General features: G+C 72.7%; 21 protein-coding genes. 12 read left to right on the top strand and 9 right to left on the bottom strand.

The genetic code is table 11. The features are described from left to right. The first annotated feature begins 394 nt into the window (after positions 1-394). Entirely contained in the window at positions 395-1,717 is a 1,323-nt protein-coding gene (locus ABD236_RS12675; RefSeq protein WP_344073639.1) for a right-handed parallel beta-helix repeat-containing protein, read from the top strand. 5 nt (positions 1,718-1,722) lie between these two features. Here ABD236_RS12675 and ABD236_RS12670 read toward each other — a convergent pair whose 3' ends face one another. Continuing rightward, on the bottom strand, positions 1,723-2,466 hold the full coding sequence (locus ABD236_RS12670) for a hypothetical protein (RefSeq protein ID WP_344073638.1): 744 nt from the start codon (positions 2,464-2,466) through the stop codon (positions 1,723-1,725). A gap of 195 nt (positions 2,467-2,661) precedes the next feature. On the opposite strand from ABD236_RS12670, the gene ABD236_RS12665 reads away from it, so the two are divergent. Next, entirely contained in the window at positions 2,662-3,360 is a 699-nt protein-coding gene (locus tag ABD236_RS12665; protein ID WP_344073637.1) for a L,D-transpeptidase family protein, read from the top strand. Positions 3,361-3,494: 134 nt separating this feature from the next. Beyond that, complete coding sequence (locus tag ABD236_RS12660; RefSeq protein ID WP_344073636.1) at positions 3,495-6,386, top strand: MSCRAMM family protein; 2,892 nt, start codon at positions 3,495-3,497, stop codon at positions 6,384-6,386. Positions 6,387-6,535: 149 nt separating this feature from the next. Here the strand turns inward: ABD236_RS12660 and ABD236_RS12655 are convergent, their stop codons facing one another. From ABD236_RS12655 to ABD236_RS12635, 5 genes are read right to left on the bottom strand one after another with little or no spacing between them, the layout of a single operon-like run. Next, the gene (locus tag ABD236_RS12655; protein ID WP_344073635.1) at positions 6,536-7,516 is read right to left on the bottom strand and encodes an ABC transporter ATP-binding protein; all 981 of its coding nucleotides are present in this window, start codon (positions 7,514-7,516) and stop codon (positions 6,536-6,538) included. Further along, positions 7,513-8,565, bottom strand: coding sequence for an ABC transporter ATP-binding protein (locus tag ABD236_RS12650; RefSeq protein WP_344073634.1), 1,053 nt, complete (start codon positions 8,563-8,565; stop codon positions 7,513-7,515). The genes ABD236_RS12655 and ABD236_RS12650 overlap by 4 nt, the downstream gene beginning before the upstream one ends. Further along, complete coding sequence (locus ABD236_RS12645) at positions 8,565-9,551, bottom strand: ABC transporter permease (RefSeq protein WP_344073633.1); 987 nt, start codon at positions 9,549-9,551, stop codon at positions 8,565-8,567. Before ABD236_RS12645 ends, ABD236_RS12650 begins: the two co-directional genes overlap by 1 nt. Next, positions 9,548-10,480, bottom strand: coding sequence for an ABC transporter permease (locus tag ABD236_RS12640; RefSeq protein WP_344073632.1), 933 nt, complete (start codon positions 10,478-10,480; stop codon positions 9,548-9,550). Before ABD236_RS12640 ends, ABD236_RS12645 begins: the two co-directional genes overlap by 4 nt. 14 nt (positions 10,481-10,494) lie before the next feature. Continuing rightward, positions 10,495-12,246 (bottom strand): ABC transporter substrate-binding protein, encoded by a 1,752-nt coding sequence (locus ABD236_RS12635; protein ID WP_344073631.1) that lies wholly within the window; start codon positions 12,244-12,246, stop codon positions 10,495-10,497. A 290-nt stretch (positions 12,247-12,536) separates the two neighbouring features. Between ABD236_RS12635 and ABD236_RS12630 the strand changes: the two genes are divergently transcribed. The 7 genes from ABD236_RS12630 (at position 12,537) to ABD236_RS12600 (ending at position 21,257) form a co-directional block, all read left to right on the top strand. Next, positions 12,537-12,848, top strand: a complete 312-nt coding sequence (locus ABD236_RS12630) for a (2Fe-2S)-binding protein (RefSeq protein ID WP_344073629.1) — start codon at positions 12,537-12,539, stop codon at positions 12,846-12,848. Further along, complete coding sequence (locus ABD236_RS12625) at positions 12,832-14,310, top strand: FAD-dependent oxidoreductase (protein WP_344073628.1); 1,479 nt, start codon at positions 12,832-12,834, stop codon at positions 14,308-14,310. The genes ABD236_RS12630 and ABD236_RS12625 overlap by 17 nt, the downstream gene beginning before the upstream one ends. Before the next feature lie 81 nt (positions 14,311-14,391). Continuing rightward, on the top strand, positions 14,392-15,297 hold the full coding sequence (locus ABD236_RS12620; RefSeq protein ID WP_344073627.1) for a dihydrodipicolinate synthase family protein: 906 nt from the start codon (positions 14,392-14,394) through the stop codon (positions 15,295-15,297). A gap of 125 nt (positions 15,298-15,422) precedes the next feature. Continuing rightward, entirely contained in the window at positions 15,423-16,805 is a 1,383-nt protein-coding gene (locus tag ABD236_RS12615; protein WP_344073626.1) for an aldehyde dehydrogenase family protein, read from the top strand. A gap of 144 nt (positions 16,806-16,949) precedes the next feature. Next, positions 16,950-18,215: an alpha/beta fold hydrolase gene (locus ABD236_RS12610; protein ID WP_344073625.1), complete on the top strand. Its 1,266-nt coding sequence runs from the start codon at positions 16,950-16,952 to the stop codon at positions 18,213-18,215. 23 nt (positions 18,216-18,238) lie between these two features. Continuing rightward, complete coding sequence (locus ABD236_RS12605) at positions 18,239-19,399, top strand: M6 family metalloprotease domain-containing protein (RefSeq protein ID WP_344073624.1); 1,161 nt, start codon at positions 18,239-18,241, stop codon at positions 19,397-19,399. Positions 19,400-19,826: 427 nt separating this feature from the next. Next, the gene (locus ABD236_RS12600; protein WP_344073623.1) at positions 19,827-21,257 is read left to right on the top strand and encodes an outer membrane protein assembly factor BamB family protein; all 1,431 of its coding nucleotides are present in this window, start codon (positions 19,827-19,829) and stop codon (positions 21,255-21,257) included. Positions 21,258-21,308: 51 nt separating this feature from the next. Here the strand turns inward: ABD236_RS12600 and ABD236_RS12595 are convergent, their stop codons facing one another. Beyond that, the gene (locus ABD236_RS12595) at positions 21,309-21,710 is read right to left on the bottom strand and encodes a MerR family transcriptional regulator (protein ID WP_344073622.1); all 402 of its coding nucleotides are present in this window, start codon (positions 21,708-21,710) and stop codon (positions 21,309-21,311) included. Positions 21,711-21,839: 129 nt separating this feature from the next. On the opposite strand from ABD236_RS12595, the gene ABD236_RS12590 reads away from it, so the two are divergent. Next, positions 21,840-22,505, top strand: coding sequence for a class II aldolase/adducin family protein (locus ABD236_RS12590; protein WP_344073621.1), 666 nt, complete (start codon positions 21,840-21,842; stop codon positions 22,503-22,505). After that, positions 22,502-22,903: a carboxymuconolactone decarboxylase family protein gene (locus ABD236_RS12585; protein WP_344073620.1), complete on the top strand. Its 402-nt coding sequence runs from the start codon at positions 22,502-22,504 to the stop codon at positions 22,901-22,903. Before ABD236_RS12590 ends, ABD236_RS12585 begins: the two co-directional genes overlap by 4 nt. Before the next feature lie 151 nt (positions 22,904-23,054). Here the strand turns inward: ABD236_RS12585 and ABD236_RS12580 are convergent, their stop codons facing one another. Further along, entirely contained in the window at positions 23,055-23,612 is a 558-nt protein-coding gene (locus tag ABD236_RS12580) for an SMI1/KNR4 family protein (protein ID WP_344073619.1), read from the bottom strand. Between the two features lie 89 nt (positions 23,613-23,701). Continuing rightward, positions 23,702-24,580 carry a sigma-70 family RNA polymerase sigma factor gene (locus ABD236_RS12575; RefSeq protein ID WP_344073618.1) on the bottom strand — a complete coding sequence of 293 codons (879 nt, stop codon included), beginning with the start codon at positions 24,578-24,580 and terminating at the stop codon, positions 23,702-23,704. Between the last annotated feature and the right edge of the window lie 77 nt (positions 24,581-24,657).

Genomic DNA, 24,657 nt, shown 5'->3' with positions numbered 1-24,657 from the left:
GCGGGCCCGCCGGCACCGACCGATCGGGCCGGGTCGGTGGGCTGGGCCGGATCAGTGGGCAGGGCCGGGCAGGGTGGCTCGGCCGGACCGGTTGGTCGGGCCGGACCGGTTGGCTGGGCCGGACCGGTGGGCAGGACCGGGCAGGGTGGCTCGGCCAGACCGGTTGGCTCAACCGGACCGGTTGGCCGGGCCGGGCCGGTTGGCTGGGCCGGGCTGGTCAGTTGGGCCGGGCCGGTTGGACGGCATGTATCCGTTGGCTGGGTCAGGTCGGGTGACAGGGTCACACCGTCAGGCTCGCTGTTCATCCCCGGCCCCTCCCCGCCCTCACGTGGCAAGTAGTCGTATAAGGGGTGTAGTTCGCATTCGCGGCGCTTGGCACGATACACCTGGCACCGTGTTCGCTCTCGCTTCTCGTCTTGCTCTGCCGCGGCGTCGGCTCGGCCTGCCCCTCGCCGCGCTGCTCCTGCTCGTCCCGGCGTGTTCCGGCCCGGTGGACGACTCCGCGCCGCCCAAGCGGGGCCCGGCCGCCACCCTGTGGGTGCCGCGGGACTTCCGGACCATCCAGCAGGCGGTCGACCACGCCCACCCCGGGGACCTGGTGCTGGTCGCGCCCGGCGTCTACCGGGAGAGCGTCACGGTCGCCGCACCCCGGGTCGTCCTGCGCGGCGCGGACCGCAACCGTACGGTCATCGACGGCGAGTTCCGCCGCGCCAACGGCGTCACCGTGACCGGTGCGGGCTCGGCCGTGGAGAATTTGACGGTCCGTAACCACCTCGCCAACGGTGTGCTGTTCACCGGTGTCACCGACGCGGCCCGGCACACCGGCGGTGCCGGGGGAGCGGGCTACGAACGGCTGGACACCAAGGCGTACCCACCGCTCAAGGGCTTCCGCGCGTCCTTCGTGACGGCCCACAACAACGCGCTGTACGGCATCTACGCGTTCGACGCCCGCGAGGGGCTCATCGAGGACTCGTACGCCTCCGGCCAGGCGGACTCGGGGATCTATGTGGGCCAGTGCCGCCCCTGCCTCACCACGGTGCGGCGCAACACCGTCGAGCACAACGCCGTGGGCATCGAAGTCACCAACGCCTCCGAGGAGTTGTACGTCCTCGGGAACACGGCCCGCCACAACCGGGTCGGGGCGACCGTGAACTCCAACGACCTGGAGTCCCTGGCGCCCCAGCACCGCGCGGTGTTCGCGGGCAACGCCCTCACCGACAACAACGACGCCCGCAGCCCCGAGCAGGCCGACGGCGGCTACGGCATCGGGATCGGAGTGGGCGGGGGCACGGACAACACCGTCGAGCGCAACCTCATCAGCGGCAACCGCCGAGCGGGGGTGCTGCTCTCCGACGTCACCGGGTATCCGGCCGCCCGCAACGCGGTACGGGGCAACCGGGTCACGGGCAACGGGGCCGACCTGGTGCTCGCCACCTCCGCCCTCGCGGGCAACTGCTTCGACGCCAACCAGCTGGAGCGGGTGTCCCCGGCGGGCCTCACCGAGGCCGCGCGCTGCGGGCGACCCGCCGGGCGGTGGCGGGTGCCCGGGTCGGTGCCCGCCGTCGCCGCGCCCGCGGGGCTCTCCTTCCGGCTCGTGCCCGCCCCGGCGCCGCAGCGGTCGATGCCGCACGCCTCGTCCGCGCCCGCCCGGGCGGCCGTGGGCCTGCCCGGGCGCCCCGACGCCCAGCGCTACCTGCTGCCGTCCGGGTCCGCTTAACGGCGTCAGGGCCGCGCCGGGCCCGCCGGGGCGGGCCAGGGCCCCGGCGGCAGCGGTGAGCGGCGCCCGGTGAAGTCGACGGTGACCGGGTCGGCCCCGCTGGTGAGGACGGCCTCGACGCGGCCGAGCGCGCCCGTCTCGTCGATCCAGTACGTCACGGGGGAGACGGGCGGCTCCGACGGCGCCGTACGACCGGGCCCGTGGGGGGCGGGGCGGGGGCCGGCGAACAGCGTGTAGGTGTGGCCCCGCAGCCGTCGCTCGCCCAGCCACCGGGGACCGGACTGGGCCAGGAGCTGGGCGTTCTCGGGCCGGTCGCTGCCCAGGGCGAGCACCAGGCGCAGCGCGCGGTCCACCGGGTCGCGGGTGTAGGCGCGGGTGGACCAGCGGGTGGCGGCGCCCCGGCCCCCCGGATGGCCGTGGCCCGGTGCGACCGACACCCCGGCCGCGTCCCAGGCGACCCTGCCCTCGCGGCCCAGGGCGCGGTAGCTGCCGAGCGCGCGGTGGGCCGCGTAGTCGACGACCGCGTCCACGCCCACGTCGGTGTCGGCCGCGGGCACCCGCAGCCGGACCGAGGCGGGGCCGCGCTCGTACACCGACAGCCGGGCCAGGGCGAGGCGCTGGGCCTCGTCCGGCGTGAGCGGCCGGTGCTCGTCCGGTGTGCCGCACGCCGTGGTTCCCATCAGCAGCGCCGCCGCGAGCAGCGCGGCGCTTCCGCCGTGGCGCAGGGCGCGGCGGACCGTATGTCCCATCACCGGCTCAGCACACCACCGCCGGCGCGCGCCGCGGCGCCGTGACACGGCCGGGTGGGCCGTTCAGGCGCGGCAGCCGTGGCGCGGGTGACACCCGGATGGCCCCTTCGCCACGGTGGCGCCGGGTCCGGCGTGCTCGAATGGCGGACAGGGCGACGGTGCCCGATGCCGTCGCCGCAGCCAGCAGGAGCCGCCGTGACCGCGCTCATACGCCGCCGCCCGCGGGTGCCGATACTCGTGGCCGCCCTCGCCGCCCTTCTCGTCGGGGTCGGCGCCCCGACCTCCTCGGCCGCCGCGCCGGCACCCGCGTGCACCGCGGACACCGGCCCGTACCAGTGGGAGTTGGAGCAGTATCTGCACCTGCCCGCCGACGGCCGCCAGTCCGAAGCCGACTGCGTGGCGATCCGCGCCTTCCAGGAGCGCAACGGCATCGTCCCCGCTGACGGATTCGCCGGTCTGGCCACCTACCGTGCCACCCTCGTCATCGAGGAGCGCCGCGCCCCGAACAAGAAGGGCGAGTGCCCGACCCGACAAGAGCGGCTCGTCTGCGTCGACCTGGGGCGCCAGCTCCTGTGGGTGCAGCGCGGCGGCCAGGTCGTCTACCCGGCGGTGGCGGTCCGCACCGGCCGCTGGGGCCAGCAGACCCGCAACGGCTGGCACGAGATCACCGAGCGCCGTATCGACGACCACTCCGAGCTGTACGACAACGCGCCCATGCCCTACGCCCAGTACTTCTCCGGCGGGCAGGCCTTCCACGGCGTCTACGGCGACCTCTTCAACGGCGGCGGCTCGGCCGGCTGCATCAATCTGCGTCTGCCCGACGCCCAGCTGCTGTGGAACACCGTCGACGTCGGCGACGCCGTCTTCATCTGGGGCCGCAAACCGGCGACGTGAAGGACCGGCCGGGTGAATCCGCCGTGGCACACGGGTGAGCCCTCGGCATGATCACTTCTGTCGATCAGGCCGGAGCGGCGGTGTGATGTTCATTCGATTCGTCGTATCAGGTGACGGCGAAATGAGACATCACCATGCACCATCCCGCACGGTCCGCCTCGGGCCGGATCCGGTACTGGGCGGCAGGCGGCGCCGCCCTCATGCTGGCCGCCCCCCTCCTCGCCGCCACCACGTCGGCGCACGGCTCCTCGGGCCGCGTCGACGGGACGGTCGACGTCACGGTGGTACGGGACGTGGACTCGGACGGCAGCTGGACCCCGGCCCTGGAGGTTGGGGAGAGGGGCATCCCCGTCACGGTCACCGATGCGGCGGGCACCACCCGTACCGCGGTCACCGCGGACGACGGCAAGGTGCACTTCGCGCCCTCGGCCCTCGGGCTGACCGGCGGACGCTACCGGGTGGAGGCGGTCATCCCGCCCGACAAGCGGTTCCTGCGCCCGGCGCAGGCGGGCGGGCCCGCCCCGGCGCTGTCGTCGCTGGTCGAGTTCGTCGACGTGACCGACGGCAAGCACGCCTCGGTGGTGACCGGCGTCCATGTGCCGGCCGACTACTGCCAGGCCAACCCGACCCTGGCCACGCCGTGTTCACACCAGAGCGCGCCCGGCGCGGTGGGCACCAAGGCGCTGGTGTCCTGGCCCTACGACCGCACCGGCGACAGCCCGCCACCGGCCGACGAGGCGACGTTCGAGCAGATCGGCGCCACCTACGGCCTCGCCCACAAGCGCGACACCGACCAGCTCTTCGTCGGCGCGCTCACCAAGCGGCTGATGCCGTACGGGCCGGCCGGGCCGGGCGGCATCTACGTCGTGGACCGCGGGACGAAGCAGACCTCGCTGTTCGCGACCGTCCCGGACGCCGGGGACGCCAAGCACTCCGCCGACCTGACCCGCGACACCATGGAGATCAACGACGCGGTCGGCAAGGAGGGGCTGGGCGACCTCGACCTCTCCGACGACGGCCACACCCTGTACGCGGTGGGGCTCAAGGCCAAGAGCCTGTATGTGTACGACACCACCGGCGCCGGACCCGGCAGGCCCGCGGCCCGGCCCCAGCGGACCGTCCCGATCCCCGACCCCGGCTGTCCGAGCGGCCCGGAGGACTGGCGTCCGTACGGTCTGGGCTTCCACGACGGCGCCCTGTACGTGGGCGGCACGTGCAGCGCCGAGTCGTCGCAGAAGGACGCGGACCTGCGGGCGTATGTGCTCAAGCTGAGCGGCGGCTCGTTCTCCACCGTCGTCTCGCACGACCTCGCCTTCGAGCGGGGCATGGGGTACTCGTCGGTCAAGGGCGACACCCACTGGCGGCACTGGCTCAGGACCTGGGACCCGTACGCCTGGTTCCAGCAGGCCAACTTCCCCCAGCCGCTGCTGTCCGACATCGTCTTCGACCGCGACGGCTCGATGATGCTGGGCTTCCGGGACCGGCTCGGCGACCAGGCGGGCTACCAGGCCCTGCCGCCCGAGGGAGCCACCAACGACACCGCGCAGCGCTCGCTGTTCCCGGCGATGGGCGACCTCACCCGGGTGTGCAGGAAGGGCACCGGGTGGGTGTGGGACAGCGAGTCGCCGGACTGCCCCAACCACTTCGTCAACGGCAGCGCGCCGCCGCAGCAGGACGGGGTCAGGGAGTACTACTACGGCGACTCCACCCTCGGCCAGCTCGCGGAGTCGCTCCAGGGCGGCCTCGCGTTCGCTCCCCGCTTCACCAAGACCGTGTCGACCATCGTCGACCCGCTGACGATCTTCTCCGGCGGGGTGCGCAAGCTCGACAACGCCACCGGCGCGCCCTCCGATGACTACCAGGTGGACGGCGGGACCGGCTCGTTCGGCAAGGCCAACGGCCTGGGCGACCTGGAGCTCCTGTGCGACGAGGCGCCGGTGCAGATCGGCAACCGGGTCTGGTTCGACCGCGACCGCGACGGCATCCAGGGCCCCACCGAGGAGCCCATCCCCGGTGCGACGGTGACGCTCCTCGACAAGGACGGCGACGTCGTCGACAGCACCCGGACCAATGGGCGCGGCGAGTACTACTTCCAGGTCAAGCCGCACACCGAGTACCGGATCAAGTTCGATGTGACCACCGCGAACACCGGCGGCATCCCCGAGCGGCCCGCGCCCGGCGACCTCGTACCCACCGAGCGGGACCAGGGACACAACCGCTCGATCGACTCCGACCCCGACCCGCGCACCCAGGTCGACCGGCTCACCACCGGGGCCGCGGGCGACAACGACCACACCCACGACGCCGGGTACTACATCCCGCCCAAGGGCCGGGTGAGCGTCGTCAAGCACGAGGCCGGTACGGGACGTCCGCTGCCGGGTGCGGTCTTCCAGCTGTGGCGGGAGACCAACGGGCAGAGCGGACTCCAGACCGGCGGCGCCACCCCCGACACCCGGCAGGGCGCCGTGTGCACCACGGGCGGGAACGGCACGTGCACGGTCGCGGACCTGCCGCTCGGGACGTACTACTGGCAGGAGACCAAGGCTCCGGACGGCCACGTCCTGCCCGTGCCCGGCGTCGTCGGGCCGCTGCACCTGACGGTGGGCAACGCCGAGCAGGGTGTCTCGGTCACCGTCGACAACCGGCCGGTCCAGGGCAGGATCAGGATCCTCAAGCGGGACGCCACGTCCCAGGAGCCGCTGCGGGGCGCGGTGTTCGAGCTGTGGCAGGAGACGAACGGCACGGCCGGACTCCAGACGGGCGGCGCCACCCCCGACACCAAGCACGGCGCGGCCTGCGCCACCGACGGCCAGGGCCACTGCACCTTCACCGGCCTGGCACCGGCCACCTACTACCTGCGTGAGACGGCGGTCCCCGAGGGCTACCGCCTCCCCGCGCAGCCGGTGACCGGCCCGTACACGGTGACGGCCGCCAACGCCGACCAGGGCGTCGAGGTCCGCCTGGCGAACGAGCGCGGCGAACCGGACAAGGGGAAGGGGAAGGGAGGCAAGGGCGGGCCGCGGTGAGCTGAGGACCGCGCTGGGTTGCCCGTGCCGTTCCCTGCGCCCTGAAACCCGTCTTCGTCTGCGGACCGTGCCCGCTTCTCGCGCAGTTCCCCGCGCCCCTAAAAGATGTGCCCCGGAAGCCTTCGAGGCTCCCGGGGCACACCCCTTGGTCAGGCCGCCTCGGGGAAGTGGCAGGCGACCTGGCGCGCCTCGCCGGGCGCCGCGATCCGCAGCACCGGCGCCTCGCTGCGGCACCGGTCCTGGGCCTTGGGGCAGCGGGGGTGGAAGGTGCAGCCCGGCGGCGGCGCGGCCGGGCTCGGCGGGTCGCCCAGGAGCGTGATGCGCTCGCGGGCCCGCTCGGCGGCCGGGTCCGGCAGGGGCACGGCGGAGAGCAGGGCGCGGGTGTAGGGGTGGGCCGGGGCCGTGTACACCCGCTCCTTCGCGCCGATCTCCACGATCCGGCCCAGATACATCACGGCGACCCGGTCGCAGACCCGCTTGACCACCGACAGGTCGTGCGCGATGAAGAGGTAGGCCAGACCGAGTTCGCGCTGGAGGCGCTCCATCAGGTTGACGATCTGGGCCTGCACGGAGACGTCGAGCGCCGAGACGGGCTCGTCCGCGATGACCAGCCGCGGCCCGGTGGCGAGGGCGCGGGCGATGCCGATGCGCTGGGCCTGGCCGCCGGAGAACTCGTGCGGGAAGCGGTCGATGTGCTCGGGGATGAGCCCCACCAGCTCCATCAGCTCGGCCGCCCGCCGACGCGCGTCCACCGCCGAACTCCCCTGCACCAGCAGCGGGTCGGAGATGATCCGGGCGACCGTCTGGCGCGGGTTGAGCGAGGAGTGCGGGTCCTGGAAGACCATCTGGATCTCCCGGCGCAGCGGCTTGAGCTCGCGCTGCGAGAGATGGCTGATGTCCTGGCCGGCGTAGGCGATCGAACCGGCGGACGGCTCCAGGAGGCGCACGATGGTGCGGCCGGTGGTGGACTTGCCGCAGCCGGACTCGCCGACCAGGCCGAGCGTCTCGCCGGGTGCCACGTCGAAGCTGATGCCGTCGACCGCCCGTACGGGGGCCGCGCCGCGCCGCCGGGCCGGATAGACCTTCGTCATGTCCCGTACGGACAGCAGGGGTTGGGTCGCTGTGGTCATGAAGGAGCGCCTTCGTACGTGGGGAGGTGGCAGGCGGACGCGTGGCCGGCGGGCCCGGACAGCAGCGGCGGCTCGGTCTCGCAGCGCAGCCGCTCGCTCGCGCCCGCCGCCGCGGCCCGGGCGCAGCGGGGTGCGAAGGCGCAGCCGGGAGCCGGGGCGAGCAGCGACGGCGGGCTGCCGGGGATGGCCCGCAGCGGTGCGTCGTCGGGGTCGTCGAGCCGGGGCAGCGAGTCGAGCAGGCCACGCGTGTAGGGGTGGGCCGGGGCCGCGAACAGGGTGTCCACCGGGGCCTGTTCGACGGCCCGGCCCCCGTACATCACCAGGACCTCGTGGGCGACACGGGCCACCACGCCCAGATCGTGGGTGATCATGACGACGGCGAGGCCGTGTTCCTGCTGGAGCCGGGCGATCAGCTCCAGGATCTGGGCCTGCACGGTGACGTCGAGCGCGGTGGTCGGCTCGTCCGCGATCAGCAGCTCGGGCTCGCAGGCCAGCGCCATCGCGATCATCACGCGCTGGCGCATACCCCCGGAGAACTGGTGCGGGTACTCGCCCGCCCGGCGCCGCGGCTCCGGGATGCCGACCTCGGCGAGCATCTCCACCGCACGGCGGCGGGCCACCGCGCGGCCGGAACGGAAGTGGACGCGGTGGTGTTCGGCTATCTGCTCGCCGACCGTGTAGTAGGGGTGCAGGCTGGAGAGCGGGTCCTGGAAGATCATCGCCATCCGGCGGCCGCGCAGCCCGTTCAGCTCACGCTCCGTCAGACCGACCAGCTCCCGGCCCTCCAGCGCGATGGAGCCGGTGACCCGGGCGCCGGTGTGCAGGCCCAGGACGGCCATGGAGGTGACGGACTTGCCGGAGCCGGACTCGCCCACGATGCCCAGGGTGCGGCCCCGGTGGACGTCGAAGTCGAGCGAGTCGACGGCCCGTACGGGGCCGCGTGGCGTGGGGAAGGTGACACTCAGATCCCGTACGGACAGCAGGGGTTCGCCCGTCTGGGGAGCGCGGGTCCGCTGGGGTGCGGGCGCGGTGGGGCGGGGCGCGTCCATCAGTACCTCACTCGCGGGTCGACGACGGCGTAGAGCAGGTCGACGACCAGGTTGGCGACGACGATGAAGGCGGCGGCGAGCAGCGTCACCCCGAGGATGACGGGCTGGTCCCCGCTGGAGAGGGCGCCGTAGAAGAGCCGTCCGATGCCCGGCAGCCCGAAGATCGACTCGGTGATCACCGCGCCCGCGAGCAGCCCGCCCAGATCCATCCCGAAGATGGTCAGGATCGGCGTCATCCCCGCCCGCAGCCCGTGCTTGACGACGACCGTGCGCCGGGGCAGGCCCTTGGCGCGGGCGGTGCGGATATACGGCTCCGCCATGGTCTCGATCATCGAACTGCGGCTCTGGCGCGCGTACATGGCCGCGTACAGCACGGCCAGCGCCAGCCAGGGCAGCAGCAGGTTGGACGCCCAGTGCAGCGGGTCCGAGCCGAAGGGCACGTACTGCGGATAGGGCAGCAGGCCGGCCGTCCTGATCAGGCCGTAGATCAGCATCATGGAGGTGAAGTAGACGGGCAGCGAGGCGGCGGCGACCGCGCCGACCATCAGGACCTTGTCGGTGAGCGTGTCCTTGCGCAGCGCCGCCGTGACCCCGGCGGACAGCCCGAGCACCAGCCACAGGACCGCCGCGCCGAGCGCCAGCGAGGCGGACACGGGCAGCCGGTCCATCAGCAGGCCCCACACGGACTCGCTGTTCTCGTACGAGTAGCCCAGGCACGGGAAGTCGCAGTGCAGCGCGTACTGCCCGGTGCCCATGGTGCGGCCGGTGAAGATGCCGGAGGCGAAGTCCCAGAACTGCCGCCACAACGGCTGGTCCAGGCCCATGTGGGTGCGGATCGCCGCCAGCCGCTCGACACTGCACGACTTGCCGCACGCGGCGGCGGCCGGGTCGGACGGCAGCACGTAGAAGATGGTGAACGTGACGGCGGCGATGGCGACCAGGACGCCGGCCACGCCGAGCAGCCGGCGGCCGAGGTAGAGGATCATGAGCGGCTTCCCCTCGGGTCGAGGATGTCCCGCAGCGCGTCGCCGAGCAGGGTGAAGGCGAGCACCGTGAGGAAGAGGCAGCTGCTCGGGATGACGAAGTACATGGGGTCCGTGTCGTAGAAGGCGACGCTCTCGGCGATCATCTGACCCCAGGAGGGCGTGGGCGGGCGCACCCCGACGCCGAGATAGCTCAGCGCCGCCTCGGTGGCGATCATGCCGGGGATGATCAGGGTGGTGTACGCGATGACGGGCCCCGCGACGCCCGGCAGGATGTCGCGGGTGAGGATCCGCCAGGGGCCGGAGCCGTTGACCCGGGCCGCGTCGACGTACTCGCGGTGCTTGAGCGAGAGGGTCTGGCCGCGCACCACCCGGGCGATGCCGGGCCAGCCGAACAGGCCGATCACCGCGGTCATCAGGGCGATGCGGTTGACGTCCTTGGCGACCGACATCATCGCGATCATGAAGATGAGGGAGGGGAAGGACATGGTCAGGTCCATGAGCCTGCTGAGGACGGCGTCGGTGCGCCCGCCGAAGTAGCCGGCCGCGATCCCGGCGGCCGTGCCCGCGACCACGACGATCGCGGTCGCGGTGAAGGCGATCAGCAGGGAGACCTGGGCGCCGTGCACGACCCGGGCGAACAGGTCGCGCCCGGTGACGGGCTCCACGCCGAGCCAGTGGTCGGCGGAGATCCCGCCGAGGGTGCCCAGCGGCTGGCCGCCCAGGTACGGGTCGACGGCGGTCTTGTCGAACTCCTCGGGCGACCAGCCGCCGAGCCTGCTCAGCAGCGGGGCGGCGGCCGCCATGACGGCGAAGAGCGCGACGACCGCGAGGGAGATCTTGACGGAGGTGCGGCGGCGCAGCTCCGTACGGGCCAGCTGCCAGGGGCCCTGGCCCTTGGCGGCGGCCTCGGGTGCGAGGGTGGTGGTCATGGTCGGCTAAGCCCTCAGCCCTGGCTCTTCGAGGGGTCCTTGAGGCCGACCGTGGCGTAGTCGAGCTGACCGCCGAAGGACGTCTGGCCATAGGCGCCCGCGATGTTGGTGCCAAGCACCAGCGGCCAGCGGCGCACCAGGACCGGCACGGCCGGGGCCTTGGCGAGGATCTCGCCGTCCAGCTGCTGCCAGGCGGTGTTGGCCTGCTTGGCGTCGGTGAGGGCGGCGATCTCGTCCATCCGCTTCATGGTCGCCTCGTCGCGGAAGAGCGAGTGGTTGCCGGAGTTGCCCTTCTCCTTGATGTAGCGGCCGTCGAAGACGAACGGCAGGAAGGTGGAGCCCGAGGGGTAGTCGGGGCACCAGCCCGTGTAGACGATGTCGGTGCGGTTCTTGGTGTCGCCGATCGTCGCGTAGAACGCGGACGGGTCGACCGTCTCGATGGTGACCTTGATCCCGGCCTTGGCGAGCGCCTGCTGGATTGCCTCGCCGCGCCCCTTGTCGCCGCTGGAGACGGTCATCTTGGTGGTGAACCCGTCCGCCTTCCCGGCGTCCTTGAGGAGCTGCTTGGCCTTGGCCACATCACCGGCCACGGGCACCTTCACGGTGTCCGGCTGCTTGCCGCCGAAGAGGGAGGCGGGCATGTACGCGGTGGAGGGGTCGTTGAAGGCGGGGCCGCCGGACGCGGTGAGGACGGCGTCCTTGTCGAGGGCGTACTGCACGGCCTGACGGACCTTCACGTCGTCGAACGGGGCATGTCCCGTGTTCATCTGGACCATGTCCGTGCAGTTGGTGGACTCGGCGATCAGCCGCTTGCGGACCTCGGCGCTCGGCAGCACCTTGGCCGCGCTCTCCGGGCGCAGGGCGCCCCAGGAGACGGCGGAGGCGTCGGAGCCCTGGGAGGCGATGAGGCGGTCGTCGATCTGGTTGGCCTTGAGCCCCATGACCATGACGAGTCTGTCCGGGTAGGCCTTGCGCACCTGGTCGGTGGCGGCGTCCCAGTGAGTGTTGCGCACCAGCACCAGCTTCTTGCCCCGAGCGTACGACTCGATCTTGTACGGGCCCGAGGAGAACGGCCGGTTGTCGTACTGGGGCCCCTTGTCCTGGGCCTTGGGGACCGGCGCGAAGGTCGGCATCACGGTGGCGTTGGGGAACTCCGCGAAGGGCTTGCGCAGTTCGAAGACGATGGTGTGGTCGTCCGGCGTCTTCACGGAGTCCAGGTGCTTGCCCTGGGCGGGGCCCTGGTAGCCCTCGGCGCCGGCGAGGTAGCGGGCTGCGTAGTCGGCGCCGCCGGGCAGGTCAGGGGAGAAGGACCGCTCGACGTTGTACTTGACGTCCTGGGCGGTGACCGGGCTGCCGTCCTCGTATGTGACGCCCGGCTTGAGGTGGAAGGTCCAGGTCTTCGCGCCGTTGGAGGAGGTGCCCAGATCGGTGGCCAGGTCGGGCACCAGCTCACCGCCGCCGGTGCCGGGGGCCGCCTTGTAGGTGACCAGGGTGCGGTAGAGCATCCGGGTCCCGAAGTCCATGTCGTTCATGACCCAGTTGCGGGCGGGGTCGAGGTGGGTGAAGTCCTGGTTGGACAGGACGGTCAGGGTGCCGCCCTTCTGGGGGGTGCCGCCCACCACGGTGCCGGCGTTGGCGGTCGCCGGGTTCTTGCCCTTGGCGTCCGGGCCCGCGTCCGAGTGCTCGGTCTTCGAGCAGCCGGTGGCCCCGAGGGCGAGGGACGCCGCCAGAGCGGTGGCGAGGGCGGTGAGGGTGCGCTTGTTCATCAGTGGTCACTCCGAGAGCGCGAGAGCAGTCCGACAGCCAGAGCGGCTGGAATGTGACCTGTAACATAGTAATGTGAAATTGTACTGACAACCCCCTGGCCCCTCCTTTATCCACTCGTGTCCAACGGGCTTCCTCGGATGGGTGCTTGACCCGCCGTTCCGCACCCCCCTCGCGCTCGACTTCGACTAGACCGGGCTCTTGGTCAACGCAGTGCAATGTGAAATATTACTGCTGTGCTCCCCGGCACCTGCCCGCGATCGGCCCCGCTCCGCCGCACAAGGAGGCTTCCGTGCCCCGAACCCCCGCCGATCTGGTCGGTGTACGCACCGGCTCGTCGTTCGAGATCACCTTCGGGGCCCGCCGCGTGCCCGCACGCCCGGAGCAGTCCGTCGCCGCCGCGCTGTGGGCCGCGGGCATCCTCGCGTGGCGCACCACCCGCGCCACCGGCCGTCCGCGCGGCGCGTTCTGCGGCATCGGGCAGTGCTACGACTGCCTCGCCACGATCAACGGGGAGCCCAACCGCAGAGCCTGCCTGGTGCCCGCCCGCCCCGGCGACACGGTCACTCCCCAGGAAGGACACGGCCATGCGTCCCTCGGCTGACACCCCGCCCGAGCCGTACGACCTCGCGGTGATCGGCGCGGGCTGCGCCGGGCTCTCCGGCGCCGTCACCGCCTCCGAACTCGGCCTGAGCGTCGCCCTGCTGGATGCCTCGCCCCAGATCGGCGGGCAGTTCTTCCGGCATCCGGCACCGGCCACCGGGGCGGCGCGCCCCGAGGCCCTGCACCACGACTGGTCCCTCTTCACCGGGCTCCGCCACCGCCTGGAGGCCACCGCGGTGGACCTCCTCGGCGGCCATCATGTGTGGACCGTGACCCGCGACGGCGACGGAGGCCCTTGGTCGGTGCACGCCACCACCGGGGCCGACGGAGGCGAGGATCGGCCGGTACGGGTGCGGGCACGGGCGGTGCTGCTGGCGACGGGTGCGTACGAGCGTCAACTCCCGTTCCCGGGCTGGACGCTGCCGGGCGTCGTGGGTGCGGGTGGGGCGCAGGCCATGCTGAAGTCGGGTCTGGTGCTGCCGGGCAGGCGGGTCGTGGTGGCGGGCAGCGGCCCGCTGCTGCTCGCCGTTGCCTCCTCGCTCGCCGCGGCAGGGGCGCGGGTGCCCGCCGTCGTCGAGGCGGCCGGCTACCTGGGCTACGCCCGCCACCCGTACGCGCTCGCGGTCAACCCGCGCAAACTGGCCGAGGCGGCCGTGCACGGCACGGCGCTGGTGCGCCACCGGGTACGGCTGCGCACCCGCAGCGCCGTCACCGAGGTGCACGGCACCGACCACGTGGAGGCGGTCACGGTGTCCCGGCTTGACCACGACTGGCGGCCGGTGCCGGGCAGCGGCCGCCGGATCGCGTGCGACGCACTGGCCGTGGGCCACGGTCTGGCGCCGCAGATCGAACTGGCCACCACCCTGGGCTGCGCCACCCGCACCACTCCCGACCGGACCACCGCCCTGCTCCTGGACGCCGGTCAGGAGACCTCGGTACGGAATCTGTGGGCGGCCGGGGAGACCGGCGGGGTGGGAGGTGCCCGACTGGCCTATGTCGAGGGCGAGTTGGCGGGACTCGCGATCGCCGACCGGCTGCGCGGTGGCCCCGCCCTCCCCGGCCGGGTCCGCGAACTGGAGCGCGCCCGGGGTCGGATGCGGGCCTTCGCCGACGCCATGGCCGTCGAGCACGCGCCCGGTACCCGCTGGCCGCAGTGGCTCACCGACGACACCGACGTGTGCCGGTGCGAGGAGGTGAGCGCGGGCAGCATCCGGGAGGCGGTCGACGACCTCGGGGCGCGCGACGCCCGCACGGTCAAACTGTTCACCCGGGCCGGGATGGGCTGGTGCCAGGGCCGTATGTGCGGTGCGGCCGTGGCCTGCCTGGCCGCGCGGCACGGTGACGCGGACCCGCTGGCGGATCCCCCCGCCGAGCGGCGGCCGCTCGCCGTGCCGGTACCGCTCCGCGCGCTCGCCTCGCTCGACGACCTCGTACCCGACCCGCCCCCGGCAGCCGGAGATTGACCCACGGGCCAGCCCTCGGGGTTGCCCGGACAGACCTTTAACCATCAGTGAAATGTCACATCGCATAGAAGGGTCGCCACCATGGCCACCACCTGGAACCCCACCCACCCCTGGCGCGGCATCATGGTCGCCACCGCTCTGCCCCTGCGTGACGATCTGTCCGTCGACTACGACGCCTATGCCGCGCATGTGCGCTGGCTGATCGACAACGGCTGCGACGGCGTCGTCCCCAACGGCTCGCTGGGCGAGTACCAGACCCTCACCGACGAGGAACGCGCCCAAGTGGTGCGGGTCGCCGTGGAAGCGGCGGGCGACGGAGCCCGGGTGATGCCCGGCGTCGCCGCCTACGGCAGCGCCGAATCGCGCCGCTGGGCCGAACAGGCCGCCGAGGCGGGCTGCGGCTCGGTCCTGCTGCTGCCCCCGAACGCCTACCGCGCCGACGAGCGCGCGGTCCGCGCCCACTACGCCGAAGTGGCACGGGCCGGGGTGCCGGTCGTCGCCTACAACAACCCCATCGACACCAAGGTGGACCTGACGCCTGGGCTCCTCGCCGAGCTTCACCGCGACGGCAGCATCGTCGCCGTCAAGGAGTTCAGCGGCGACGTGCGGCGCGCCTACGAGATCGCCGAACTCGCCCCCGAAATCGACCTGCTGATCGGCGCCGACGACGTCCTGCTCGAACTCGCCCTCGCCGGCGCCGTGGGCTGGATCGCCGGATACCCCAACGCGCTGCCCACCGCCTGCGCCACCCTCTACCACGCGGCCGTCGCCGGTGACCTGGAGACCGCGCTGCCGCTGTACAAGTCGCTGCACCCGCTGCTGCGCTGGGACTCCAAGACCGAGTTCGTGCAGGCCATCAAGTTGTCGATGGACATCGCCGGACGGCCCGGCGGCCCCGTCCGCCCACCGCGCGCCTCCCTCGTCGGGGAGATCGAGGCGGCGGTGCGCCTGGCCACCGAGAAGGTGGTGGCCGAGGGGCACCGCTGATCCCTCCGGCGGCCCGGCCGGTCCCGGACGCCGCCACCGCGCGGGCAGGCGGCGCGACGAACTCCGCCGCCTGCCCGCGCCGGCCCCAACCGACCCGTACTTCACCATCCTTGGAGGAACCTCCCGTGACCGCAGACGTCACCGACCTCATCTCCCGCAACCCGGCCGACCCCGCCGACGTCGTCGTCCGGATCCCGGCTCCCGGGGCCCGTGCCGCCGCCGACGCCGTGGAGCGGGCCCGTACGGCTCAGCCGGGGTGGCTGAACGGCGGCGCGGCCGCGCGTTCGGCCGCGCTCGGCGCCGCCGCCGACGCGATCCAGGCCGCGGCCGAGGAACTGGCCGCGCTCGCCGTGCGCGAGGTGGGCAAGCCGCTCGCCGAGGCCCGGGCCGAGGTCGCCCGTACCGTCGCCATCTGGCGCTACTACGCCCAGGCCCCCTACGAGCCGGTCGGCGCGGTCCACGAGCCCGCCGCCGGGTCCGGGCTGCTGCTCACCCGCCGTCGGCCCCACGGTGTCGCCGGGCTCGTCACCCCGTGGAACTTCCCCTTCGCCATCCCGAGCTGGAAGGCCGCCCCCGCGCTCGCCGTGGGCAACACGGTGGTGCTCAAGCCCGCCCCGGAGGCGACGGCGTGTGCTCTGCGACTGGCAGAGGTGATCCAACAGGCCGTTCCGGCAGGGGTGTTGACGGTGGTGCCCGGTGGCGCCGCCGAAGGGGACGCGCTCGTCCGCGGTGCCGACGTCGTCTCGTTCACCGGCTCGACGGCCGTCGGCCGGTCGGTGGCGCGTACCGCCACCGAGCGGGGTGTCGCCGTCCAGGCGGAGATGGGCGGTCTGAACGCCGCGATCGTCCTGCCGGACGCCGACATCGGTCAGGCCGCCGCCCACATCGCCGCCGCGATCGCCGGGTACGCGGGCCAGAAGTGCACCGCCACCAGCCGTGTCATCGCTGTCGGCGCCGCGCTCGACCCCCTGCGTGAGGCCCTGGTCGCGGCGCTGCGGGCGCTCCCGGTCGGCGACCCGGCCGCCCCCGGCACCGTCTGCGGCCCGCTCATCAGCGAGCGCGCCCGGGACCGGGTGGGCGAGGCCACCCGCGGGCTGAGCGTCCTCGCGGGCGGGACGGCGCCCCGGCACCCCGGCTGGTACACGGCCCCCACCCTGGTGGAGAAGGCCGACCCGGCGCATCCGCTGCTGCGTGAAGAGGTCTTCGGCCCCATCGCCGCCCTGCTGCCCGCCGACGACCTCGCCCACGCGGTACGTATCACCAACTCGGTCCCGTACGGCCTGGTCACCTCGGTGCACACCGCCGACCTGGACGCCGCCCTGCACGGGTGCGACCGGCTGGACACCGGCATGATCCGCGTCAACGCGCCCTCCACCGGCGTGGACTTCCACCTGCCGTTCGGCGGGACCAAGGAGTCCAGCCACGGACCGCGCGAACAGGGCCGGGCCGCGCTGGACTTCTACACCTCCAGCCGCACCTACACCCTCGCGCCCGCACGGTCCCTGTGATCTCGCGCCCCTCGGCGCGAACGGCCTCCGGCGCTCCGCATGACGCGGTGTCATGCCGTGACGAGGGCTCCTCGCCGGAGGCCGCCCGCGCCATGCTCCTCAGAGCCTGTTTCCGCACGCCCGTCCGCGCCGCGAAAGGCAACCATGAACCCGGCGTACACAACCGTCGACCACGTCTTCACCGTTCCGCTGGACCACGCGGACCCGCACGGCCCGACCCTCCAGGTCTTCGCCCGCGAGGTCGTCGACCGCTCCCGCGCGGGTGAGCGGCTGCCCTGGCTCCTCTACCTCCAGGGCGGTCCGGGCGGCAAGTCGCCCAGGCCGTCCACCGGTTCGCCGGGCTGGCTGGAGCACGCCCTCAAGACCCACCGGGTGCTGCTGCTCGACCAGCGTGGCACCGGCCGCTCCACCCCCGTGACCGGCCGTACGGCCGCGCGGTTCGCCTCCCCGGCCGCCTTCGCCGCCCACTTGGCGCACTTCCGTGCCGACGCGATCGTCGCCGACGCCGAACTCATCCGGCGCAGGCTGTGCGGCGACGAGCCCTGGGAGACCCTCGGCCAGAGCTACGGCGGTTTCCTCACCCTCACCTATCTGTCCCGGGCCCCCGAGGGGTTGCGTGCCTGCTATGTCGCCGGTGGGCTGCCCGGCCTCACCGCGACCGCCGACGACGTATACGCCCGCACCTACCCCCGGGTGCGCGACCGCGTCCTGGACTTCTACGCCCGCTATCCCGGCGACGCCACCCGGCTGCGCGAGACCGCGGACCTCCTCGCGGCCACCGACGTACGGCTGCCGGACGGGGACCGGCTGACGCCCCGGCGGCTGCGCACCCTCGGTCTGGCCCTCGGCATGGGCGACGGTTTCGAGCGGGTGCACTGGCTGCTCGACGAAGCCCGCGACGCTGAGGGAGAGTTGAGTGATGTCTTCCTCCACCAGGTGGCGGAGATGACCGGTTTCACCGGCAACCCGCTGTTCGCCGTTCTCCAGGAGACCCTCTACGGCCAGGGCGCCGGGGCGACGAACTGGGCCGCCGACCGCGCCCTCGGTGACTTCCCCGCGTTCGCCGACCGCGCCGACCCGTTTCTCCTCACCGGAGAGATGATCTATCCCTGGATGTTCCAGGAGATCACCGCCCTGCGGCCGTTCGCCGAGGCCGCCGACCTGCTGGCCCGGCGCACCGACTGGGCGCCGCTGTACGACACGGACCGCCTCGCCGCCAACGAGGTCCCGCTCGCCGCGGTCGTCTACCACGACGACATGTACGTGGACGCGGGGCTTTCGCTGGGCACCGCCCGCGCGGTCGGCGCCTGCCGGGCCTGGGTCACCAACGAGTGGGAGCACGACGGACTCACCGCCTCCGGCGACCGGGTCCTCTCCCGTCTGATGGATCTGGCCGCCGGCCGCGCCTGACCGCCCACCCTCCAGGAGGAGCCATGCCCGTTCCGTCACCGCGTCCCCTCGCCACCGCCGCCGTCGCCCTCACCCTGTGCCTGGCCGGGACCGGCGCGGCGACCGCCGCACCCGTGCCGCAGCGGACGGCCCCCGCCGACTGCGCGCTGCCCGGCCGCACGGGCTGGACCGACGAGGGGCACGACACCGACCGCACCCAGTTCCAGAAACCCACCGGCACCCACCGCGTCCTCACCCTGTTCGTCGACTTCCCCGACGCGCCGGCGACCGGCCCCACCGATCCGTACGCCGCGCAACTCGCCCCGGCCGCCGACTGGATGCGGACGGCCAGCCACGGCCGCGCCCGTCTGGCCGTCACCCCGCTGCGCCGCTGGATACGGATGCCCGCCGCTTCCACCTCGTACGACTTCGCACGCGGCCTGACCTTCGAGGCCCATGAGAAGTACCTGCGCGACGCGGTCACGGCGGCCGACCCCTACGCCGACTTCTCGCGGTACGACATGGTCTATGTCGTCCCCACCAAGGCGGCGACGGCCATCCCCTTCTCGCCGACCTATCTCTTCGACCCGGCGACCGGGGGCGTCACCGCGGACGGCACCCGGGTGAAGTGGGCCGTCACCTTCGGCCAGGACATGTGGCACTGGGGCTTCAAGGTCGCCGCCCACGAGACCGCCCACACCTTCGGCCTGCCGGACCTGTACTCCTTCACCGGGGACACCCACCAGTACGTGGGCGGCTGGGACGTCATGGGAAACATCGCGGGGGCCGCCCCGCAGTACCTCGGCTGGCACTCCTGGAAGCTCGGCTGGATCCACGACGGCCAGGTCGCCTGTCTGGCCGGCCTCGGCCGGCGCACCGTGCGCCTCACGCCGGTGGAACGCCCCGGCGGCACGAAGATCGCCGTCCTGCGCACCGGGGAGACCACCGCGTACGTGGCGGAGTCGCGCCGCGCCGAGGGCAACGACCGGGGCGCCCGCTCCACCGGGGTCCTCGTCTACAGAATCGACTCGTCCGCCGCCACCGGCGAAGGCCCGGTCCGTGTCCTGCCGCCGCTTCCCGGCACCGCGCTGGACCTGGCGGCCCGTACTCCGGGGCAGAGCTTCACCGACCTCGGAACCGGCGTCCGCATCGACGTCCTGGCGGGCGGCCCGGCGGGAGACACGGTACGGATCAGCAAGGGCTGAGCTCCGGCGAGCGCTGTATAGAAGAGGCGGGCGAGCGGGGACGCGGGGGGCGGGTGATAGAAAGGCCCCGAGTGTTCAACGTAGTGATGTCGCTGGCGAATTCGGGGGGAATATCGCTGTGAGCCAACCGCCAAGTCACCAACCGCCGCAGGAGCCGGTTCCGGGCAACCCTTATGCCCAGCCCGGTGGTTACGGACAGCCGGGCGCGGACCAGGCCGGCGGGTACGGCCAGGCCGGTGGGTACGGCCCGCCCAGCGGGTACGGCCAACCTCCCGCAGCCGCCCCCGGTCATCCACCGCAACCTCCTTACCCCGGCGGCTACGGCCCGCCGAGCCCGTCCCCGTACCCCCAGATGCCACCACCGGTCCCGCCCGCCCCACCGGGCGGCGGTGGACAGCGGCCCTTCCACCGCAGGCCGGCTGCGATCGTGGCCGCCGTCGTCGCGGGGCTGCTGGTCGTGGGTGGAGGTGTGTACCTCGCCTCCGGTGACGACGGCAAGCCGGGCAAACCCGCCGCGCTCGCCAGTGAACCCGCCACACCGTCGGCGTCTCCCACGGCCGACCTCGGTGACGGCACCGGCAGCGGCAACGGCGGTGCGAGCGGCGGCGACGGGTTCAACGACGGGATCAAACCCGGCGAGGCGCGTATCTGGGTGCGCGAGAACGCGACGCAGCTGACGTCCGCGGGCGGCCAGCAGTACGGCCCCTGGTTGGTCGGTGACATCGTGGCGAGGGCCATGTACAAGGAGGTCACCGGTCACGCGGTGGCCGACGGCGCCCAGAAGTGGAGCCTGGCGCTGGAGACACCGGTGTGCGGCGCCGCGCACCACCTGGGCGCGGGCGGCAAGCTGTTCATCGCCACCCTGGAGAACAACACCGCACGCGCCCACTGCAAGTACCTCCAGCAGATCGACCTGGCCACCGGCAAGGCGGGCTGGAAGGTGGAGGTGCCGCAGGAGAACCAGTTCGACTTCACGAACGAGTTCCGGGTGGCGGTCACCGGCAACACCGTCGCCGTCACCCACAGCGCCTACGCGACCGGTTTCTCGGCCGCCGACGGCAAGAAGCTCTTCGGCACCTGGAAGACGTCCGGTTGCAGCCCCTACTCCATCGGCGGCGGCAGCAGACTCGTCGGTGTGGCCCTCTGTACGAGCTCGGGCGACGCCACCAAGTCGCAGCAGCTGATCGAGGAACTCGACCCGGCCACCGGCAAGTCCAGGTGGAACTACAAGTACGCGCCGGGGTGGACCGTCGGGCGGGTCTACTCCACCGAGCCGTTGGTCGTCGCCGCGCACAACAACGACACCATGACGTGGAACATCACGGCGTTCGGCCCGGACGGCAAGGTCCGCTGGCAGGTCGAGCCGAAGTTCAAGGTCACCGGTGCGTGCGACGGGTTCGGCGACGGCAGTGGGGACCTGCACGCCTGCACCTTCGCGGCCGTCGACTCGGCGACCCTCTACCTCGGTACGGCGGGCTCGGGCGGGGCGGTGGTCGGTGAGCCGGAGACCAACGAGGTCGTCGCGATCGATCTGGGCAACGGCAAGGAGAAGTGGCGTACGAAGGAGCCGCGCGGCCGGGCCATGAGGCCGTTGGCGGTCGAGGACGGCAAGGCCGTGGTGTACGTCCAGCCGGGCAAGGGGCCCAGCGACTCCGCGGGGATCGCCACCATCGCGGCGACCGGCGGCGCCCCCCGGACCCTGCTCCAGACCCCGGCCGCGGCGACCGCCACCGAGCAGGGCTTCTTCCTCACCCCTCATATGACCTGGTCCGGCGGCAGGTTCTTCCTGCTCAACGGCCGCGTCAAGAGCCCCACGCCGCAGCACAAGGACCGCACGCTCCTGTCCTTCGGCAAGTGAGGGAACAGTGGTGGGCCTCGCCGGTGATCCGGCCAGGCCCACCACCCGCGCTCACGGCGCCTGTTCCGGCGTCTGCCACTGCGCCATCTGCTCCCGGAACTTCGGACATCTGACGATGTCCTGCTCACTGCACTTGAGGGCGTGGGTCAGAAGCTGGTGGGCGTGGTCGAGGTCGACCATCCGCTGCTCGATCTCGGCGATCTTGGCGCGGATCATCGCCTCCCGGCGCGGCTGTTCGCGCTGGAACTCGCTGATCTCCACCAGCGTCAGCCCGGCCTGCTGGTACTTGCGCAGCACCGTGATCCGCTCGGCCGCCTCCGGGGGATAGCGCCGCTGCCCGCTCTCACGCTCGGGCGCGGGCAGCAGGCCGTGGCGCTCCCAGTACCGGATGGCCGAGGCGGGCACCCCGGTGATCTCGGAGAGCCGGCCGATCGTCATCCCCGCGTTCCGCACCTTCTGCTCCTCCTTCTGCTCCTTCTGCGACCCGGTATTTGACTTGAACCTTAGTTCAAGTTGAAGAGTGGTGGGCACGAGGACAGCGGCGGACGAGCGGCCGCTGGCAGCACATGTGGAGATGCCGCCATGAGCGATGCGTACATAGCAAAAAAGCGAGCCGACCAGCTGGTGGCAGCCGCGGAGAGCCTCTTCGCGGCCGGGGTGATGGCCCACTCCGGGCACGCCAACCTGAGCGCCCGGCTCGACGGCGACCGCCTGCTGCTGACCCCGGGATACGTGCGCGGGATACGGCCCGAGGACCTGGCCGTCGTCAGCTTCGACGGGCAGGTCCTGGAGGGCGAGTTGCAGTCCGTCAGCGCCGAGATCATCGCCATGCACAGCGTGGTGTACCGGGCCCGCCCCGATGTGGGCGCGATCATCCACACCCACTCGCCGTCCGCGACCGCCTTCGCCGTGGCGCACCGGCCGCTGCCGTGCCGCACCGAGCCGATGTTGAGGTCCGGACAGGCCGAGGAGGTGCCGGTGGTGCCCTGGGGGCCGCGCGGGTCGGACGTCTCGGTGCGCGGGATCGCCGAGATCCTGCGACAGCGCCCGACGACGGCCGCCGCCCTGCTCGCCAACCACGGTCTGCTGGCGTTCGGCCCGGATTCGGCGGCCACCGCCCGTCTGATCGTGGCGATCGAGGAGAGCGCCGAGGCCGAGATCGCCGCGGCGGCCATCGGCGGGGCCGTGGACTTCCCGCCGGGTGCCCAGGAGGCCGTACGCGCCGCGATCGCGCGGGTCGCGTCATGACCGACGACGGCCTCGACGCGCGTACGGAGGCGGTACGCGACCGCTACCGCTCGACCCTCGGCGCCGTTCCCGGCGGGGTGCAGGAACGGCTGCGGCTGGCCGGGGAGTTCGACCGGCTGCCCACCGAGGAGGCGCTGGCGGCCCTGCGGCACATCGTGCTGACCGACAGTCCGCTGGGCGGGCGGGTGCAGCAGCTCGTCCACTTCGGACAGCTGCTGGCGCTCGGCCGCGACCACCCCGCCCGCATCCACGCCCAGGGCGCACTCCACGCCGGAGCCGGGATCGCCGACCTCGTCGGTGTGGCCGAGACCGCGCTGATCACGGCGGGCGTGCCGGCCTACGCACTCGGCATGGAGATCATCGCCGAGCTCGTGCCGAGGGAACAGGGCCCGCGGTAGGGCGTCATCGAAAGGCTTCACCGGGAGGGCTCCGGCGAGGCCGTTCGGCGCGGGGGAGTGGAGTACGTCGAGGGGCGGGTCCTCGAAGACGACCGGCCGGTCCCGGCGTCGAGGCCGGGACCGTGGGCGCGTAGGGGCTCCGGCGGGGGCGCTACCGTTCCTCCACGTACTGCCCGTCGACCACCGAGAACTCCTCCAACCGCGCTGCGATATCCCTCAGGTATCCGACGAAGTCGCCCGCGATGGGCCCGCTCGGACCCACTTCGTGATCCATGTCGATCACCTGGCCGACCTTGCCCTCGGGCCCCGGCGACAGGTCCAGCGCGGAGCCGTTCCCCGCGCCGTCGGCGTCGACGCAGACCCATCCGGTGTTCCACCACCCGGGCTTGAGCGCCTTGCCCCCGGAATGGAATCCCTTGAGGTCGTCGAAGGTCCCGTCGGCCAGGAGCTCCCGCCATACGCCCGTCTCGCTCAGGATGCCGTCGCAGGACAGCAGCCTGCCCTTCGGCCACCCTCCGTCGGCGGTGCCGTCGTGCCGCCGCAGTGAAGTCCGTACCTCCTCGGGGAGTTGGACGCCGAGCGTCGCCTCGACGGAGTCGATCTGTTCGTCGCGGGCGGGCGGCAGGAGCAGATGCGGGCCGCCCTGGGCCGCGTACCACTGCTCGATGTCCTCCCAGACCGAGGCGACTGCGTCCGACTGCTCCGTCACGGTGCGATCCTCTCCCTCTGCTGACTGGTCACTTCTCCAGTGTGCGGGAGGAGTGCGCCATGGAGTCGCGGTGAGGCGTCCCGCACGTGTCACACCGGAACCGGCAGATCCATCAGGGCGAGTTTCGCGGGGTCGACCACGGCCGTGATCTCCGTGATCCGGCCGCCGCCGACGGTGAAGGCGAGGAGGGTGAACGGGGTGCCGTCCTCGTGCCAGGAGAGGACCCCGGGGCGGCCGTTGACGAACACGGCGTGTCCGCGTACCGCCGCCGTGGCGGACAGCTTCGCCCCGGCGGCGACCTCGGTGGCGCCGAGGGTGACGACCAGGCCGACGGGGGTGTCGACGGCCAGCTTGACGTCCGGGTCGAGCACGCGCAGCAGCCCCTCGAAGTCCCCGTGGCGAGCGGCCGCGAGGAAGGCCTCGACCACCTGGCGCTGCTCGCGCCCGACGCCTGCGGGCCGCTCGGTCGCCCGCACCTTCCTGCGCGCCCGGCTGGCGAGCATCTTGGTGGCGTCGGTGGACTTGCCGAGGATCTGGCCTATCTCGGCGAACGGCACCGCGAACAGGTCGTGCAGGACGAACGCCAGCCGTTCGTCCGGGCGGAGCGAGTCGAGGACGACGAGGAGGGCGAGCCCGACGGAGTCGGCGAGCAGCACGTCGTCCTCCGGCGCGAGCCCGTCGTCGAGCGTCACCACGAACTCGGGCAGCCGGTCGTCGTACGGGGCCTCCCGGCGGCTCTGGCGTGCCCGCAGGGCGTCGAGGCTGATCCGGCCGACCACCGTGGTCAGCCACCCGGCCAGGTTGTGGATCGTCCCCGCGTCCTGGCGCGAGAGCCGCAGCCACGCCTCCTGCACCACGTCCTCGGCGTCGGCGTACGAGCCCAGCATGCGGTGGGCGACGGCGCGCAGCCGGTCGCGCTGGGACTCGAAGACCTCGGCCACCGGATCCGTCGGGCTGGTGTCGGACATGTCGTTGTTACCTTCCTCAGAACCGCTCCGTCATGGGGATGACGAGCCCGGTGGGGCACACGTAACCGATGAGGGAG

It is taken from the genome of Streptomyces crystallinus, assembly GCF_039521265.1.
GTDB lineage: Bacteria > Actinomycetota > Actinomycetes > Streptomycetales > Streptomycetaceae > Streptomyces > Streptomyces crystallinus.
Note: the sequence above shows the minus strand (reverse complement) of the source record. Positions and strands in the feature narration are given on the sequence as shown.

Bases quoted from the DNA above. Each gene is read 5' to 3' on its own strand.
- ABD236_RS12670 (WP_344073638.1), bottom strand. From the start codon at position 2,466: ATGGGACATACGGTCCGCCGCGCCCTGCGCCACGGCGGAAGCGCCGCG.
- ABD236_RS12575 (WP_344073618.1), bottom strand. From the start codon at position 24,580: ATGTCCGACACCAGCCCGACGGATCCGGTGGCCGAGGTCTTCGAGTCC.
- ABD236_RS12660 (WP_344073636.1), top strand. From the start codon at position 3,495: ATGCACCATCCCGCACGGTCCGCCTCGGGCCGGATCCGGTACTGGGCG.
- ABD236_RS12610 (WP_344073625.1), top strand. From the start codon at position 16,950: ATGAACCCGGCGTACACAACCGTCGACCACGTCTTCACCGTTCCGCTG.
- ABD236_RS12645 (WP_344073633.1), bottom strand. From the start codon at position 9,551: ATGATCCTCTACCTCGGCCGCCGGCTGCTCGGCGTGGCCGGCGTCCTG.
- ABD236_RS12590 (WP_344073621.1), top strand. From the start codon at position 21,840: ATGAGCGATGCGTACATAGCAAAAAAGCGAGCCGACCAGCTGGTGGCA.
- ABD236_RS12625 (WP_344073628.1), top strand. From the start codon at position 12,832: ATGCGTCCCTCGGCTGACACCCCGCCCGAGCCGTACGACCTCGCGGTG.
- ABD236_RS12635 (WP_344073631.1), bottom strand. From the start codon at position 12,246: ATGAACAAGCGCACCCTCACCGCCCTCGCCACCGCTCTGGCGGCGTCC.
- ABD236_RS12640 (WP_344073632.1), bottom strand. From the start codon at position 10,480: ATGACCACCACCCTCGCACCCGAGGCCGCCGCCAAGGGCCAGGGCCCC.
- ABD236_RS12620 (WP_344073627.1), top strand. From the start codon at position 14,392: ATGGCCACCACCTGGAACCCCACCCACCCCTGGCGCGGCATCATGGTC.
- ABD236_RS12655 (WP_344073635.1), bottom strand. From the start codon at position 7,516: ATGACCACAGCGACCCAACCCCTGCTGTCCGTACGGGACATGACGAAG.
- ABD236_RS12650 (WP_344073634.1), bottom strand. From the start codon at position 8,565: ATGGACGCGCCCCGCCCCACCGCGCCCGCACCCCAGCGGACCCGCGCT.
- ABD236_RS12585 (WP_344073620.1), top strand. From the start codon at position 22,502: ATGACCGACGACGGCCTCGACGCGCGTACGGAGGCGGTACGCGACCGC.
- ABD236_RS12605 (WP_344073624.1), top strand. From the start codon at position 18,239: ATGCCCGTTCCGTCACCGCGTCCCCTCGCCACCGCCGCCGTCGCCCTC.